A 14,958-nucleotide genomic window follows, 5' to 3' on the forward strand; every position below is an offset into this window, starting at 1 on the left:
GTTAATCTTGCCATGTCTCAAGCACGCTTAAAAAAGATGGCAATTTTGTTGGACATTGCCCAAAAAGAACAAGATAAAGCATTGGAAACGCTAGGATTGTTTAGAAGCCAATTAAGTGCGCATGAAGAACAATTGGCATCACTCAAAGCCTATTTGCAAGAATATATTGACCGAATTAACAATGAAGGTTTAAGGTTGATGCCCATTCAACTTCAAACAACACAAACCTTTATTGACAAGTTAAACACGGCGATTCAGGCTCAAACCACCAAGGTAGAAGAGCAGAATCAGTTGGTTGCTCGCGCCCAGGAGGCCTGGGTAGAAAAGCGTGCGCGACTTAAAGGGTTTGAAACACTTTATAACAAAATTCAAAAAAATATCACCCTGACTTTGGATAAACGAGAACAAAAAATGTTAGATGATTTAGCCTCTCAGCAGTTTACCCAAAAGCAACTCAACGCCTGATAAAACGGACTTTATAACCTGCTCTTAATAATTGAATTTTTAAATTGGCTTGCTAATTGCTTTAACCCGTTTGAAATGAAATTACTTTGCTAATGCAGGTACCAATACCATGTTAGAAACTCAAAAAACACCACAACCTCAAGTCGCTCCGTTTATGGTTGCGTCACCCAAAAGCACTGACCGGCAAGCATTGCCGACAGAAGCGGGCAGCAGTCCATTTTTTGCGGGGTTAATGGCTTCTATGGCGCGCGAAGATAGCCCAGCAGCTGGAACGACAAACTTATTAGCCCAAAATACGGCGGAAACTTCAATGCCAGGGTTTGCTAATTTAGCCAGTTCAAGTGACTTGGTTTTGGCGCAATTGGGCGTAAAACCGGTCAATGCAGAAGCAGGAACCTTAGCTGAAGCAGCGCTGAAATCCTTGGAAATGCCCAAAATTCAACCAGGCCTGGTTAATTTAGAGTCTGATTTAGCCAATAATTTGACTGCTGCAGTGCCAGCTATGCCTGTTGAAACCTTGACCGCTGAGACTCAATCACTACCACAAGAACTTGTTTCCTTGAGCGATGTGCCATCTGATGACCTTTTGGTGGAGGTACCTGCTGCCGAGTTAGCTCAGGCTTCGGTGCTGCCCGTGGTTGCAGAGGCAGGTCAGGTGACTGAAGAAGTTTCAAAGCTTTCGGGTGAATCAACTTTAAAAGAAGTGGGTGACCCAGGTTTGGTTAACTCACTGTCGTCTAATAAAGCATCACCTGGTTTTGGTCAAGCAAACACTCAGACAGCTGCGGGTTCTAGTCCTTCTGTGCAATCGATGACCGCAAAAGCGGAACAAAAAGTTGAAGGTGTGAATCCTCAGGTCAGTGCTGCGGCACAAGCTTCAGTTGGCAATGAGAAATTAACTTCTGAAACTTCTGAAAAATTACCCGCTGGTTTCGATAAAATAGCCGCTAAACCTGAAAAGTCTGAAGGCTCAACAACTTGGGGAACGCAAAGCCAACAAGCGGCAACAGTAACCGCTCAGGCGATGCAGACGAGTTCACAAGGTCAGTCAAATCAGCAGGGACAGAATCATCAGTCGCAACAGCAGCAGTTAGCGCAAATGCAATTTCAGGCTCAGCAAAGCGTTGAGCAATCGGTGAAGTCTAGGTTTACTGAAGAAATGAATGCCGCTAAGTCAGCAGAATCATCCGAAAAAGATCGTTCAGCAAATGTGTTGGGGGATTTAGGCAATGCATTTGATAAGCGTGCTCAATTACCCTTAGGCTTGCAGTCTATCAATACACCGGTAAGACATCCGCAGTGGGGACAAGCTTTAGGTCAAAGAGTGGTGGTGATGGCGAATCAAAAAATTCAAGAAGCCAAAATTACCTTGAATCCTGAAAAGTTGGGTCCCGTACAAATTAAGTTGCATATGGATAAAGATCAACAAGTCCATGTGTCTATGTTGGCACAACATGGCACCACGCGTGAAGCGATGGAAAATGCCATTCCCAAATTAAAAGAAATGTTGGAACAAGCTGGAATTGCTTTTGGTTCTATGGATGTGGGTGATCAAAGAGATTTTGATCAGGCAAAAGAAGAATCGGCTTCTGAAAAAGGTGCTCAAAAGTCTTCAAGTCTGAGTTCTTTGGATGATGAAAAAGAAGATAAAACTGTCCTGTTACAAACAAAAAACAATAATTTAGTTGACTATTACGCTTAGGAGTCATGAATATGAAATTACAAAAAACATTATTCGCCAGTGCTTTGGCCATGGCTTCGAGTTCAGTGTTTGCTGACTCAGCCGTCGCTGGAATTCCAATGTTTGGATTTGTTGCCATAGCGGTGGTTGTGACGGCAGTCATTGTTGGCGCTTTGGTTTATTTAGTTTGGTGCAATCGTTCTGGCGTTTGTGAACAATCTGCTTTAGTTGCTCATTTAGAAAAATGCATTGACCAAAAAAGTTTTGATTCCAACATCAAGTCAGATGACTCAGACCCTAAATTACTAAGAGCGATTAATCAATTAATGTCGTTGGCTGATGAGCAAATTAAACATGAACAAGCTCAAGCTAAAAAGGCTAAACAATCTTTAGCCAGTTTAGAAGCGCAAATTGAAGAACTCAATGAGAGTTTGGCTTCGGCTTATGCTCAGGTTTCGAGTGCTAACCAAGCGGCAAAACCTGTGCCTTGTGACTTCTCTGAAATTCGTAGCTTAACGCAAAAATTATCGGAAGTGGTTGTCAAAATCAATGAAGGCTCTAAAGAAGGTGTGCATTCTGCTGAGATGGTTATCAGTGAAGTCAGCGGGTTAACCGATGAAGTGAATGAAGCCAGTGATGTCATTAAACGCCTTGAAAAAGACAGCAGCAACATCGGTACTGTTTTGGTCTTGATTCGCGATATTGCCGAGCAAACTAACTTGTTGGCATTGAATGCGGCCATCGAAGCAGCGCGAGCGGGTGAACATGGCAGAGGTTTTGCTGTGGTAGCTGATGAAGTCAGAATTTTGGCAGGTAAAACGCAACAAGCGACCACTGAAATTCAAAGTATTATCGAAGAACTGCAACAAAGAGCCAGAAATGCCGTTCAGGTTATGGAAAATGGCCAAGAAAAAGTTGAGTTAACGCAAGTACAAGCGGCTAAAGTCAGCACTTTCTTGCACGGTATTGTGAGTAATCTTGATCAATTAAAAGAAGCTCAGGCAGCCTTGTCTGCAGCCATTAAACGCTAAATTCGGTCAGAAACCCAATAAGAATCATTAAGGACCATTAGTTATGAAAGCTATCATCGGAACCGTTGTTGTTATCGCATGTCTACTGGGGGGATATTTACCTCACGGTAGCTTTGGGATACTCATTCAGCCGCTTGAAGTGGTGATCATCTGTGGTAGCGCATTGGGTGCCTTCATCATTGCAAACCCAGGCCATGTGGTTAAAGGCGCTTTTGGTGGGGCTTTGGGCCTAGCCAAACCAGCACCTTACAACAAAGATGTTTATATGGAATTATTGGGTTTAATGTTTCGTATTTTTAACAAAGCCAGACGCGAAGGTTTGATGGCGATTGAAGCCGATGTTGAAGATCCACACTCCAGTGAACTATTTAATGCCTCGCCTAAAGTGGCTCACGATCATCATGCGGTGGACTTTATTTGCGACTACTTGCGCTTAATGATCAGTGGTGCGAGTAACCCTTATCAGTTAGAAGACTTAATGATTTTAGAATTAGATTTGCACCATCATGAAGCGGCTGCGCCCGGTGAAGCGGTGGGCAAAGTGGCTGAAGCCTTGCCAGGTTTTGGTATCGTTGCTGCGGTACTGGGGATTATCGTCACCATGAGTTACTTGGATGCAGGTCCGTTAGAAATTGCTCACCATATGTCGGTGGCCTTGGTAGGAACCTTCTTGGGTATCTTGGTTGCCTACGGTATTGTTGGTCCAATTTCTTCAGATATGGCCAACCGCGCTCATGATGGTAGTGCTTTCTTTATGACGATTAAAACCTGTTTGATGGCTAACTTAAACGGGTATGCTCCTCAAATTGCAGTTGAGTTTGGGCGTAAATCTATTCCTGGGGTCAATCGTCCCAGTTTCCAAGAAGTCGATGAGTTTTTACAAACCCAAAAATAATTAAAATTTAACCAGGCCTGGTCATTTTTGACCGGCTTTTGAATGTTAAAGGTCGTGTAATCATGAGTGATGAACAATCCATCATCATAAAAAGAATCACCAAATGTCCACACTGTGCTCATGGTGGCGCGTGGAAGGTTGCATTCGCCGATTTCATGACCGCTGCGATGGCGTTCTTTTTGATGTTGTGGGTTTTGGGTGGTGTTAACGACGAACAAATGAAAGCCATGGCAGAGTTCTTTAGAGATCCTACTGTCATTGAGGCTTCACCACAGGTGTTGATGGAGTCTCAGTCCGCTGGTCAAACAACCGACTCTATGATTGATATGGGCGGCTTTATGGATGCGCCTAAAGGCAAAGAGGGCGATGAAGATGGCTCTGGCAAAGCTAAAGAAATCGAACAGATGGAAATGATGAAGCTGTTGATTGAACAAAAAATCGCCGAAAATCCGCTGACCAACGAACTCAAAAGCCAATTAAAAATTGATGTAACGCCAAATGGATTGCAAATACAAGTGTTAGATGACCGCAAAAGACCCATGTTTGGATCGGGGGTTGATTTGCCCAAAGACTATGCCGCTAAGCTGTTAGAAGAAGTCGGCAAAGTATTAAAAGTGACCCAAAATCGTATCAGTATTGCAGGGCACACGGATTCTTCAGGGTATACGGCCAATGCCGAATATACCAACTGGGAATTGTCTGCCGATCGTGCCAATGCCGCTAGAAGATTGTTATTAAGTGGTGGCGTAGATTCCAAAAAGATTGCTCAGGTAGTGGGCTTATCGGATACCGTACCATTTGACAGCGAAAATCCGTATAATCCACGCAATAGACGCATCAGTATTATTGTGCTTAATAAAGAAGCGGATGAGCGTTTAAGAAGCTTAAGTGAGGCACCTGGCTTAGAGGATTTGAGCCAAAACATGGCTAGACCTAATTTGGCGAATGAACACACGGGTGCTCACTAATTCAAGATTAACCGATTTTTTTAAAGGGGATTCGTATGGCAGCAAAACAACCCGCCGTTGAAGAAGAAGTTCAAGAAGAAAAGAAAAAAGGGGGCGGTAAAGGCCTCATTATTGTCTTATTGGTAGTGATTATTCTTTTGTTAGCCGGTATGGGTGCTATGGCATATATCATGTTGAGCGGGGGTGATCATAAAGAAGGTGATGCTGCGACAGACGCTGTTCATGGTGAAGCGGCTCATGGTGATGATGGTCATGGTGATGCTCACGCAGATGCAGGGCATGGTGAAGAAGGCCATGGCGAAGGGCATGCCAAACAATACTCTCCAAAATACAAACAATTTGAACCCCCATTACCAGATGCACACCCTGAATATTTTGTAATGGATAAATTTGTGGTGAATTTTTATGGCGATGGCCAAGCTAAGTTTTTAGCAGTTGATTTGCAGTTTATGTCTTATTATCCGCAAATTACTGGCGAAACTGGCGAGATGGAGCATTTGCGTCCCATTTTAAAAAATGACATCCAAAGATTATTGCGTAATCAGCACTTTAATGAATTAAATACCGCCGATGGCCCAGATCATTTGCGCACTGAGATTTTAGAGATTGCTCGTAAAGTCTTGGAAAAACACAATGTCTATCCAGACTTGTTGGAAGATGTTTACATGACTCGCTTTGTCATGCAGTAAAAACAGTTTTAATGAATGCAATCTGGTTTAGCAGGTTGGTTTTAGAGTCAATAATTAGGCATTTCCATGGATGATATTTTAAGTCAAGATGAAGTTGATGCTCTCCTACGCGGTATGGGCGGTGGAGATGTGGAAACTGAAAATGATAATTCCAGTGAGGGAAAAGCCGCTAAAGTTTATGACTTTACCAATCAAGAGCGAATCGTTCGTGGTCGTTTACCCGCACTTGATATCATCAACGAACGATTTGCGCGTGGTTTTCAAAGACATTTTAATGAAATGATTATGTCCAGCGTCGAAGTGACGGCTGGAGAGGTCAAAATCATTAAAATGATTGATTATCTTCGCAACCTGTATCAACCGACCAGCTTAAACATTTACCGCATTAATCCATTAAATGGGGTTTCGTTGTTCACCCTAGACTCAAAATTGATTTTTACGGCGGTAGATATTTATTTTGGGGGAACTGGCCTGTTACCTTTCAAAATAGAAGGTAGAGAATATACGCCTGTTGAAATGTCGATGGTGCGCAGTATTTTGGATATGGCTTCAGAAAATTTGCGAAAAGCCTGGGGGCCGGTCATGGATATCGAGATTGAATATCTCCATTCCGAAATGAACCCTAAATTTGCAAATATCGTTGATGCGACCGATATGATTGTGGTAAGCCCCATTAATATTCGTTTTGAAGGGGTTGAAGGTCGCGTTGATATCGTGATGCCTTATGCGATGCTCGAACCCGTGCGCGACAAACTTGAAGAAGGGATGTCTAACCTTCAGGGCGAATCTGATAATCGTTGGGCGAGAACCCTCAAGGAAGAAGCCAAAAATATTGAGATTGAAATTGCTGTTAATTTATTAGAACTCAAAATCAGTATTGAAGATTTAATGAACATGGAAAAAGGCGACATTATCCCAATAGAAATGCCTAAGCGTGTTTCTGTGAAAGCCGAGGGCATTACTTTCGTTCGAGGAAAACTGGGCGAGAGTAATGATAAAAAAGCCGTCAAAATTGAAGAGATTGTTCATCATCCTGCTTATCAGGAAAGAATGATTGAAAATGTAAAGGAATGGTACGATGAGTGATGAAGATGATTTAAGTGCATGGGGCGATGCTCTTGCTGAACAGGCAGAATCAGAGGGTGCTGATGATGATCCATGGGGGGCTGCGCTGTCTGAACAGGCTGAAGCAACCAGTGGTGAAATTGATGCAGCTTCATTTGACACACTTCAATCAAGCCGTGGTTCTGGAAAAGGTAAGGTTGATTTAGATGTCCTTTTGGATGTGCCAGTCACTTTACAGTTAGAAATCGGTAGAGCAAAAGTGTCTATTAGAAACCTGTTGTCTTATACGCAAGGCTCGGTGATTGAGATGGATCGTTTGGCGGGTGAGCCTTTGGATTTGTTGGTGAATGGTACCTTGATTGCTCATGGTGAAGTTGTTGTCATCAATGACAAGTTTGGTGTGCGCTTAACCGATGTGGTTAGCCCACAAGAGCGTATTAAAAAGTTGAAATAAACTCAAAATCTGACAAATATTGCACTTTTCAACCCAAGCCCACTTTCGTGGGCTTTTTTATTGGTGCAAAACTTGGGTCGATTCGATAGAATGAATCATTTTTACGGAATCCTAACGCGCCCTATTTATGAAGTTACTCAATTACTTACTATTCGTTTGGCTTCTCAGTGTCAGCTCATTTATTTTGGCAGCGGTTCCTGAGTCGGCAGAACACGCCATTATGAAATCCACCCCAGAACCCAGCCAATATTTAGGGCAGATTATTTTGTCTTTAGTGGCCGTTTTAACGCTCATTTTTTTAGCCGCTTGGTTACTCAAAAGTTTTAGCCGTTATCCAGGAGTGGCAAGTGGTCACTTAAGGATTTTAGGCGCATTGTCGGTTGGGCAAAAAGAAAAAATCATCTTACTTCAAGCGGGCAAAGAACAAATTGTTGTGGGGGTGACAACCACTGAAATTCGTTTGTTACATCAATTGAGTGAAACGGTTGAGGTGGAGGAGTTTAAAGCGCCCGTTTTCAATTCAGCTTTTTCAAAAAAACTTCAAGAAGCCTTAAGTGCGAGAAAACCAGATGAAAAGCTTTAAGTTTTTATCGCAACTGCTTTTTTTAGCAGCAACTTTTTTCCCGGTGCTTGTTTGGGCAGAACCCGGTGTTCCAGCGTTTACCGTAACAACCGATGGCCAAGGGAATCAAGATTATACTCTGACCATGCAAATCCTCATGTTGATGACGGGTTTGACTCTGCTGCCGTCAGCATTGATAGCCATGACGGCTTTTTTAAGAATTATTGTGGTGTTGGCGTTATTGCGTTTGGCTTTGGGAACTCAGCAAACACCTTCCAGTAAAGTCCTTATCGCTTTGGCGTTATTTTTAACTTTATTCATTATGTCGCCAATTTTAGATAAGGTTTACCAAACGGCTGTCAGCCCCTATTTAGAAGAACAAATTAAGTTTAAAGAGGCGATTGAGATTGGTTCTAAACCCATTCATGAGTTTATGATGCAACAAACTCGTGAAGACGATTTGGGTATGTTTGCAGAAATGGCAAATACCAAATTAGAAGACCCAGAGACAGTTCCTTTTACCGTGTTAATTCCTGCGTTTATGACCAGTGAGTTAAAAACGGCATTCCAAATAGGGTTTATGATTTTTATCCCTTTTTTAATCATTGACTTGGTCATAGCAACCTTGTTGATGTCCATGGGTATGATGATGTTGTCGCCGATGATTATTTCATTACCCTTTAAAATTATGTTATTTGTGTTGATTGATGGTTGGGCTTTAATCATGGGGACGATGGCAAATAGCTTCGTCGTAGCAGGAGGCGTGTAATGACACCAGAATTTGTACTGACCTTAGGGCAAAAAATGTTGGAAGTGACGGTGCTTTTATCGGCACCTCTCTTAATTCCGCCACTCATCGTAGGTTTGTTAGTGGGTATGTTTCAAGCAGCCACGCAAATCAATGAGATGACCTTGAGTTTTATTCCAAAAGTGGCCAGTGTCGGCATCGTCTTGGTGTTACTAGGGCCTTGGATGCTGAACACTTTGGTGTCTTTTACCCGAGAGTTGTTTGAAAATATCCCCGCTTTAATTGGTTAAGAGGTTTAAATGTCCTTTAGCTATGCTGAATACTTGCAAGTTTTAGGATTGTACTTCTGGCCGTTTGTCCGCATCTCGGCCATGTTGGCTTTAGTGCCTTTATACAGCGGTGTTTATATCACCGTTAAAGCCAGAATCATGCTGGCGATGCTCATCACTTTGGCTGTTGCGCCTACTTTACAAATGCCCGAACCGATCAGTCCTTTTACTTGGCATGGTATTTTAGTCATGATGCAACAAGTGGGGATTGGCTTGGCGATTGGGTTAATTTTTGCAGTGGTGTTTGAGGCATTTGTTATTGCCGGTCACCTAGCGTCTATGGCAATGGGTTTGGCCATGGCCAGTATGGTTGATCCTTCAACTGGGGTGAATACACCTGTTATAGGTCGTTATTATACGATTCTGGTTTCTTTGCTCTTTTTATTGATGAATGGACATATTTTTGTCTTTAAAGCCGTGTTGGATAGTTTTGAATACTTGCCCGTGGGATTGCATTTTTTAACACCAGATTCAGTAAAAAGTGTTTATGGCTTTGGCTCTGTGATGTTTGAAGCGGGTGTAATGATTGCTTTGCCCATAGTAGTTGCCTTATTAATTGTGAATATTTCTTTAGGGGTCATTTCAAGGGCAGCGCCATCGTTGAATGTTTTTGCGATTGGGTTTGCCATTACCATTTTAACGGGGTTTATAATGATCATTATCGTGACCCCTTTAATACTTCCGAATTTACAAACGCTCTTGACGGCTGCCTTTGAGGTCATCGAGCATTTTCAGCTTAACGATTAAGGTTTAAAAGAGACTGGTTATGGCAGAGAACGCAGACGGTACTGAAAAATCCGAAGACGCCTCTGAAAAGAAACTTCGAGAGGCTCGAGAAAAAGGACAAATCCCACGCTCAAAAGAGTTGACGACTTTATTGATGACCTTGGGTGCGGCTGTTTTTTTGTTGTTTTATGGTTATGTGATGTGGCAACAATTTGAAGCCATTGCCATTAAAGGGTTCAGTTTTGATAGAGCGCATGCGTTTGATTTTCAAATGATGACAAACTTGATTATTGGTATGACCATTGAAACCCTTTGGATGATTTTTCCTTTCTTGGCACTGATGGTCATTATAGCGATTATCTCGCCAACCCTGTTAGGCGGCTGGAACTTCAGTACTCAGGCGATGGCGCCTAAATTAAGTAAGCTTAACCCCATTTCTGGGATTGCTCGAATGTTTTCCGTGAATGCCTTAATGGAGCTGATTAAAGCCTTAGCAAAGTTTTTGTTAGTGGGTGGGGTGGCCGTGTTATTTTTATGGCTATCTTATGGCGAAATTATCAGTATTGGCAAAGAAGCATTAAAACCTGCCATGGCGCATGCAGCGACTTTAATCGTTGAAGCGTTTATTTTTGTCAGTTTATCTTTGCTGATTGTTGCCTTGATTGATGTGCCTTACCAAGTGATTCATCACATGAATCAATTAAAAATGACCAAACAAGAAGTTAAAGAAGAATACAAGCAACAAGAGGGTAACCCCGAGGTTAAAGGTCGTATTAGAGCTTTGCAGCGCGAAATGTCGCAGCGCCGTATGATGCAAGCTGTACCGCAAGCGGATGTCGTCATTACAAACCCTACGCATTTTGCAGTGGCTTTGAAGTATAATCCCGATGAAATGCCAGAACCCATGGTTTTAGCCATTGGCAGTGATTTTATGGCTGCACAGATTAGAACGCTTGCTAAAGAACACAATATTACCATTGTTGAAGCACCGCCTTTGGCAAGGGCTTTGTACTATAATGCCGAGGTTGATCGCCCAATACCTTATGATTTATTTAAAGCTGTGGCGGCTGTGTTAGCTTATGTTTATCAGTTGCGAGATGGTAAATCCGCTAAGCCCGTAGATTTTGCAAACCTTCCCATCCCAGAAGAGATGAAGACGGATGCGCCAACATAAAGACACTTGAATGGATTTAAACTACCTACTTGGCAAACTCAAAAACTCCTTCTCTCAAGGATTAGGTATTCCTATTGCTATCTTAGCTTTGCTAGCAATGGTTGTTGTTCCTTTACCCCCGTTTTTACTAGATGTCTTTTTTACCTTTAATATCGCCTTATCTTTGGTGGTATTGATGGTTACCTTGTATGCCAAGCGCCCTTTAGATTTTGCTATTTTTCCAACCATTATCCTCTTAACAACCCTTTTTCGTTTGGCGCTGAATATTGCCTCTACGCGCGTTATTTTGTTAGAAGGGCATAATGGTGGAGAAGCGGCGGGTAATGTTATCGCCTCCTTTGGTGAATTTGTTATTGGCGGTAACTTTGCGGTTGGTTTGGTTATCTTTGCTATTTTAGTCGTTATTAACTTTGTGGTTATCACCAAGGGTGCGGGCCGTGTGGCTGAAGTCAGTGCGCGTTTTACCTTGGATTCCATGCCTGGTAAACAAATGGCAATAGATGCCGATTTAAATGCGGGCTTAATTACCCAAGAACAAGCTCAAGAACGCCGCAAAGATATTACCGCTGAGGCTGATTTTTATGGTTCCATGGATGGGGCGAGTAAGTTTGTCAGAGGGGATGCTGTCGCTGGTATCATCATCTTGTTCATCAATATGATTGGTGGATTTGCCATAGGTGTTGGGCAGCATGATATGGCTTTCGCAGATGCAACGGAAGTCTATATCGTATTGACTTTGGGTGATGGCTTGGTTGCGCAAATTCCATCATTGTTATTGTCTACGGCAACAGCCATTATTGTAACCCGCGTCACGGGTGATACCCGTGATATGAACGAGCAGTTGTCAGATCAAATGTTCGCCAATCCTAAAGCACTCGGAATGACTTCTGGTATTGTGGGTGTTTTTGGCATCATTCCAGGTATGCCGAATGTGGCTTTTTTAACCTTTGCAGCCATTACGGGTGCAGGTGCTTATTTTATTTATAAAAGGCAAGATAAAAAGCCTGCGCCAGAAGCCATGTTGGCGGAAAATATAGAGTCTACCGACACCAAATCTCCTGAGCTGAGTTGGGATGATGTTCAGACCGTGGATGTACTTGGTTTGGAAGTGGGTTATCGTCTGATTCCTATGGTCGATCAATCTCAAAATGGACAATTGCTGGAGCGAGTCAAGGGTGTAAGACGCAAAGTTTCCCAAGAGTTGGGGTTTTTGGTACCTCCCGTGCATATTCGTGATAATTTGGACTTAAAGCCAAATCAATATAAAATCATGTTGATGGGGGTTTCTTCAGGTGGTGGAGAGGTTTTTCCTGACAAAGAATTGGCAATTAACCCGGGGCAGGTTTATGGCAAGATTCCAGGAACGGCGACCAAAGATCCAACATTTGGCTTAGATGCAGTATGGATTAATCCCGCAGATAGAGATCAAGCACAAGCACTGGGTTATACCGTTGTGGATGCCAGTACGGTTGTTGCTACCCATATCAGTCAAATCATTCAAGACTATGCGTTTGATTTATTGGGCTTTGATGAAACCCAGAAGCTGCTGGATAAATTGAAAGCCAGCTCACCTAAATTGGTGGACGAACTCATACCTGACCGCTTGTCGTTGGCGACTTTGGTTAAAGTTTTGCAAAACTTGTTGCAAGAGAAAGTGTCTATTCGTGACTTGCGTACCATTGTTGAGGCTTTGAGTGAATATGCGGGCAAAACACAAAGTCCCAACGATTTAACCATTCATGTCAGAACAGCTTTGGGTCGTTCAATCGTTCAAGATATTGTTGGCCCAGACGCCGAACTAAAGGTTATTACTTTGGAACCAAGATTGGAACAGTTATTGCTACAAGCAACACAAGGTGCGCCAGAAGGCCAGTTAGCCATAGAGCCTGGTCTGGCAGAAAGATTGCATGGCACATTAAAAGAAGAGTCCCAGAAGCTAGAAATGCAGGGAGATGCAGCCATTTTAATCGTTGCACCACAAATTCGAGCGCAATTGGCCAGACTATTTAGATATAGTTTGCCCAGTTTACATATTTTGGCGTATTCAGAAGTGCCAGAAAACCGACAGATCAGTGTGGTCGCTAATGTTGGGCAAGGGTGATAGATGAAATTAAAGCGTTATCTAGCGTCAAATATGCGTCAAGCGATGGCTTTAGTCCGGGATGAGCTGGGGATAGATGCTGTCATTATGTCAACGCGCAATACCCCTGAAGGGGTTGAAGTGGTTGCCGCAATTGACCCTGAAGCGCAAGAACACAAAACTCAATCGAATAAAGGGCATTCAGAGGCTAGGTCTAGTTTTGTTTCTAATGAACTGCGTGGCCAAACTCAAATGACGCCTCAGCAATCCACTGAAATCGCTCGTATGTCAGAAGAGCTTAAAGCGGTGCGTTCTTTGTTGGAGGATCAGCTTTCAGGTTTGGCTTGGGGCCAAGCTGAACAAAATGATCCTAATCGCGTGGCGATTTTAAAGCGATTGGTTCAGTTAGGTATTGGATGGGATTTAGCTCAAAAGTTAACCAATAGAGTGCAAATACATCGCGATTCTGCTTGGTCAGATATTTTATTTGAAATTGAAAAAAGCATCCCAGTTGAAGAGCGAGATGTGGTGGATAAAGGCGGCATAGTTGCTTTAGTTGGGCCAACAGGCGTGGGTAAAACCACAACCATTGCAAAAATGGCCAGCCGATTTGTCATGAGAAACTCCGCCAGTCAGTTAGCTTTGATCACCACGGATTGTTATAAAATTGGCGCTCAAGCACAGTTAAAAACATTTGCAGATTTATTGGGCGTGCCTGTTCATGTTGTCAATTCCGAGGGCGAGTTGTATACCCTGTTAAGTGCATTGACTTCGAAAAAACTGATTTTGATAGATACCGCTGGCATGAGCCAAAGAGATTTAAAGTTGTCACAACAACTGACAAAAGATCAAGCGGGTATGAATACCGTGCGAAATTATTTGGTGATGTCTGCCGCAACGCAATTAAGTGTTATGAAGGACATCGTCAAATCCTTTAAACAAGTAGGATTGACCGGCTGTATCTTAACCAAGGTAGATGAAGCCTTGCAGTTGGGCAACATTTTAACCGTACTGGTTGAACAGAAGTTGCCCATCAGTTATTTGTCTGATGGACAAAGGGTTCCAGAAGATTTAGCACCAATTAGAGTTAGAGATTTAATTGATAAAGCAATTGTGCTCGGTCAACAGCAGTCTAAAACCGAGTCAGAAGACAGTGCGTTCCGATTAGGAATGGGTAAGGAGATATCAGATGCTCAATGATCAAGCCTCAGGGTTAAGAGCAATGCAATCACATCAAGCAAAGACGCCACTTAAGTCTGGGGTAAAACCCATTCAAAAGAATAAACCTGTGCGCGTGATTGCGGTTGCCAGTGGTAAAGGTGGCGTGGGTAAAACCAATGTGTCAGTCAACCTGGGTATTTCTATGGCTAAGCTTGGTAATCGCGTTCTGCTGATGGATGCGGATATGGGGCTGGGCAATATAGATATTATGCTTGGCTTGCAAACCAAATATAATTTGTCGCATGTTTTGGACGGGCAAAAAACCCTGAAAGAAGTCATGGTTGATGCGCCAGGCGGTTTAAAAATTATTCCCGCGGCTTCAGGCGTGAGTCGTATGGCGCAACTCTCCCCCCTAGAAAACGCAGGAATCATTAACGCCTTTGCAGAATTGGATGGTATTTTAGATGTACTGCTGATTGATACTGCTGCAGGGATTGCCGACAGTGTGGTCAGTTTTTGTCGAGCTTCGCAAGATGTCATCGTGGTTGTGACCGATGAACCCGCATCCATGACTGATGCTTATGCTTTGATTAAAGTTCTTAGCCGTGAGCACAATGTTCGTCGTTTTCATTTGCTAGCAAACATGACCCGCTCGGTTGAGCATGGTAGAATACTTCACCAAAAAGTAGCCAAAGTGTGCGAACAGTTTTTAGATGTCACGATTGACTATCTCGGAACCGTGCCATTTGATTACGATTTGAGAGAAGCTGTGCAAAAGCAATCCCCTGTGGTGATTGCCAAACCTGATAGCTTGGCGGCTAAATCTTTTAAAGAAATTGCCCAAAAAGTTGAAAACTGGCCAATACCCACCAGTATCACAGGATATTTACAGTTTTTTGTAGAAAGTTTGATGCAACAGAACGCATAAGG

Annotated in this window: 16 protein-coding genes; all 16 read left to right on the top strand. The window is 42.9% G+C overall.

Annotated features, from left to right (window positions below):
• Positions 1-12 precede the first annotated feature (12 nt).
• The 16 genes from fliJ to THMIRH_RS04555 all read left to right on the top strand — a co-directional run bounded on the left by fliJ (position 13) and on the right by THMIRH_RS04555 (position 14,956).
• Positions 13-465 carry a flagellar export protein FliJ gene (gene fliJ, locus THMIRH_RS04480; RefSeq protein WP_173290963.1) on the top strand — a complete coding sequence of 151 codons (453 nt, stop codon included), beginning with the start codon at positions 13-15 and terminating at the stop codon, positions 463-465.
• A 109-nt stretch (positions 466-574) separates the two neighbouring features.
• Positions 575-2,167, top strand: a complete 1,593-nt coding sequence (locus THMIRH_RS04485) for a flagellar hook-length control protein FliK (protein WP_173290964.1) — start codon at positions 575-577, stop codon at positions 2,165-2,167.
• A gap of 11 nt (positions 2,168-2,178) precedes the next feature.
• On the top strand, positions 2,179-3,177 hold the full coding sequence (locus tag THMIRH_RS12145) for a methyl-accepting chemotaxis protein (RefSeq protein WP_173290965.1): 999 nt from the start codon (positions 2,179-2,181) through the stop codon (positions 3,175-3,177).
• A 43-nt stretch (positions 3,178-3,220) separates the two neighbouring features.
• Positions 3,221-4,072: a flagellar motor stator protein MotA gene (gene motA, locus THMIRH_RS04495; protein ID WP_173290966.1), complete on the top strand. Its 852-nt coding sequence runs from the start codon at positions 3,221-3,223 to the stop codon at positions 4,070-4,072.
• 62 nt (positions 4,073-4,134) lie between these two features.
• On the top strand, positions 4,135-5,040 hold the full coding sequence (motB, locus tag THMIRH_RS04500; RefSeq protein WP_173290967.1) for a flagellar motor protein MotB: 906 nt from the start codon (positions 4,135-4,137) through the stop codon (positions 5,038-5,040).
• 35 nt (positions 5,041-5,075) lie between these two features.
• Complete coding sequence (locus THMIRH_RS04505) at positions 5,076-5,729, top strand: flagellar basal body-associated FliL family protein (protein WP_173290968.1); 654 nt, start codon at positions 5,076-5,078, stop codon at positions 5,727-5,729.
• A gap of 66 nt (positions 5,730-5,795) precedes the next feature.
• Positions 5,796-6,815, top strand: a complete 1,020-nt coding sequence (fliM, locus tag THMIRH_RS04510) for a flagellar motor switch protein FliM (protein ID WP_173290969.1) — start codon at positions 5,796-5,798, stop codon at positions 6,813-6,815.
• Positions 6,808-7,248, top strand: coding sequence for a flagellar motor switch protein FliN (gene fliN, locus THMIRH_RS04515; protein WP_173290970.1), 441 nt, complete (start codon positions 6,808-6,810; stop codon positions 7,246-7,248). The genes fliM and fliN overlap by 8 nt, the downstream gene beginning before the upstream one ends.
• 127 nt (positions 7,249-7,375) lie before the next feature.
• Positions 7,376-7,831: a flagellar biosynthetic protein FliO gene (gene fliO, locus THMIRH_RS04520; protein WP_173290971.1), complete on the top strand. Its 456-nt coding sequence runs from the start codon at positions 7,376-7,378 to the stop codon at positions 7,829-7,831.
• Positions 7,818-8,579 (top strand): flagellar type III secretion system pore protein FliP, encoded by a 762-nt coding sequence (fliP, locus tag THMIRH_RS04525; RefSeq protein ID WP_173290972.1) that lies wholly within the window; start codon positions 7,818-7,820, stop codon positions 8,577-8,579. The genes fliO and fliP overlap by 14 nt, the downstream gene beginning before the upstream one ends.
• The gene (gene fliQ / locus THMIRH_RS04530) at positions 8,579-8,848 is read left to right on the top strand and encodes a flagellar biosynthesis protein FliQ (protein ID WP_173290973.1); all 270 of its coding nucleotides are present in this window, start codon (positions 8,579-8,581) and stop codon (positions 8,846-8,848) included. The genes fliP and fliQ overlap by 1 nt, the downstream gene beginning before the upstream one ends.
• A gap of 9 nt (positions 8,849-8,857) precedes the next feature.
• Positions 8,858-9,634, top strand: a complete 777-nt coding sequence (gene fliR, locus THMIRH_RS04535; protein ID WP_173290974.1) for a flagellar biosynthetic protein FliR — start codon at positions 8,858-8,860, stop codon at positions 9,632-9,634.
• 19 nt (positions 9,635-9,653) lie between these two features.
• Positions 9,654-10,787 carry a flagellar biosynthesis protein FlhB gene (gene flhB / locus THMIRH_RS04540; RefSeq protein WP_173290975.1) on the top strand — a complete coding sequence of 378 codons (1,134 nt, stop codon included), beginning with the start codon at positions 9,654-9,656 and terminating at the stop codon, positions 10,785-10,787.
• Between the two features lie 10 nt (positions 10,788-10,797).
• Positions 10,798-12,888, top strand: coding sequence for a flagellar biosynthesis protein FlhA (flhA, locus tag THMIRH_RS04545; protein WP_173290976.1), 2,091 nt, complete (start codon positions 10,798-10,800; stop codon positions 12,886-12,888).
• Between the two features lie 3 nt (positions 12,889-12,891).
• On the top strand, positions 12,892-14,067 hold the full coding sequence (gene flhF / locus THMIRH_RS04550; RefSeq protein ID WP_173290977.1) for a flagellar biosynthesis GTPase FlhF: 1,176 nt from the start codon (positions 12,892-12,894) through the stop codon (positions 14,065-14,067).
• Complete coding sequence (locus THMIRH_RS04555) at positions 14,057-14,956, top strand: MinD/ParA family protein (protein WP_173290978.1); 900 nt, start codon at positions 14,057-14,059, stop codon at positions 14,954-14,956. Before flhF ends, THMIRH_RS04555 begins: the two co-directional genes overlap by 11 nt.
• Positions 14,957-14,958 lie beyond the last annotated feature (2 nt).

Source organism: Thiosulfativibrio zosterae (assembly GCF_011398155.1).
Classification (GTDB): domain Bacteria; phylum Pseudomonadota; class Gammaproteobacteria; order Thiomicrospirales; family Thiomicrospiraceae; genus Thiosulfativibrio; species Thiosulfativibrio zosterae.

Excerpts from the sequence above, each read along its gene's own strand:
- fliJ (WP_173290963.1), top strand. The coding sequence starts at position 13 with ATGTCTCAAGCACGCTTAAAAAAGATGGCAATTTTGTTGGACATTGCC.
- THMIRH_RS04485 (WP_173290964.1), top strand. The coding sequence starts at position 575 with ATGTTAGAAACTCAAAAAACACCACAACCTCAAGTCGCTCCGTTTATG.
- THMIRH_RS12145 (WP_173290965.1), top strand. The coding sequence starts at position 2,179 with ATGAAATTACAAAAAACATTATTCGCCAGTGCTTTGGCCATGGCTTCG.
- motA (WP_173290966.1), top strand. The coding sequence starts at position 3,221 with ATGAAAGCTATCATCGGAACCGTTGTTGTTATCGCATGTCTACTGGGG.
- motB (WP_173290967.1), top strand. The coding sequence starts at position 4,135 with ATGAGTGATGAACAATCCATCATCATAAAAAGAATCACCAAATGTCCA.
- THMIRH_RS04505 (WP_173290968.1), top strand. The coding sequence starts at position 5,076 with ATGGCAGCAAAACAACCCGCCGTTGAAGAAGAAGTTCAAGAAGAAAAG.
- fliM (WP_173290969.1), top strand. The coding sequence starts at position 5,796 with ATGGATGATATTTTAAGTCAAGATGAAGTTGATGCTCTCCTACGCGGT.
- fliN (WP_173290970.1), top strand. The coding sequence starts at position 6,808 with ATGAGTGATGAAGATGATTTAAGTGCATGGGGCGATGCTCTTGCTGAA.
- fliO (WP_173290971.1), top strand. The coding sequence starts at position 7,376 with ATGAAGTTACTCAATTACTTACTATTCGTTTGGCTTCTCAGTGTCAGC.
- fliP (WP_173290972.1), top strand. The coding sequence starts at position 7,818 with ATGAAAAGCTTTAAGTTTTTATCGCAACTGCTTTTTTTAGCAGCAACT.
- fliQ (WP_173290973.1), top strand. The coding sequence starts at position 8,579 with ATGACACCAGAATTTGTACTGACCTTAGGGCAAAAAATGTTGGAAGTG.
- fliR (WP_173290974.1), top strand. The coding sequence starts at position 8,858 with ATGTCCTTTAGCTATGCTGAATACTTGCAAGTTTTAGGATTGTACTTC.
- flhB (WP_173290975.1), top strand. The coding sequence starts at position 9,654 with ATGGCAGAGAACGCAGACGGTACTGAAAAATCCGAAGACGCCTCTGAA.
- flhA (WP_173290976.1), top strand. The coding sequence starts at position 10,798 with ATGGATTTAAACTACCTACTTGGCAAACTCAAAAACTCCTTCTCTCAA.
- flhF (WP_173290977.1), top strand. The coding sequence starts at position 12,892 with ATGAAATTAAAGCGTTATCTAGCGTCAAATATGCGTCAAGCGATGGCT.
- THMIRH_RS04555 (WP_173290978.1), top strand. The coding sequence starts at position 14,057 with ATGCTCAATGATCAAGCCTCAGGGTTAAGAGCAATGCAATCACATCAA.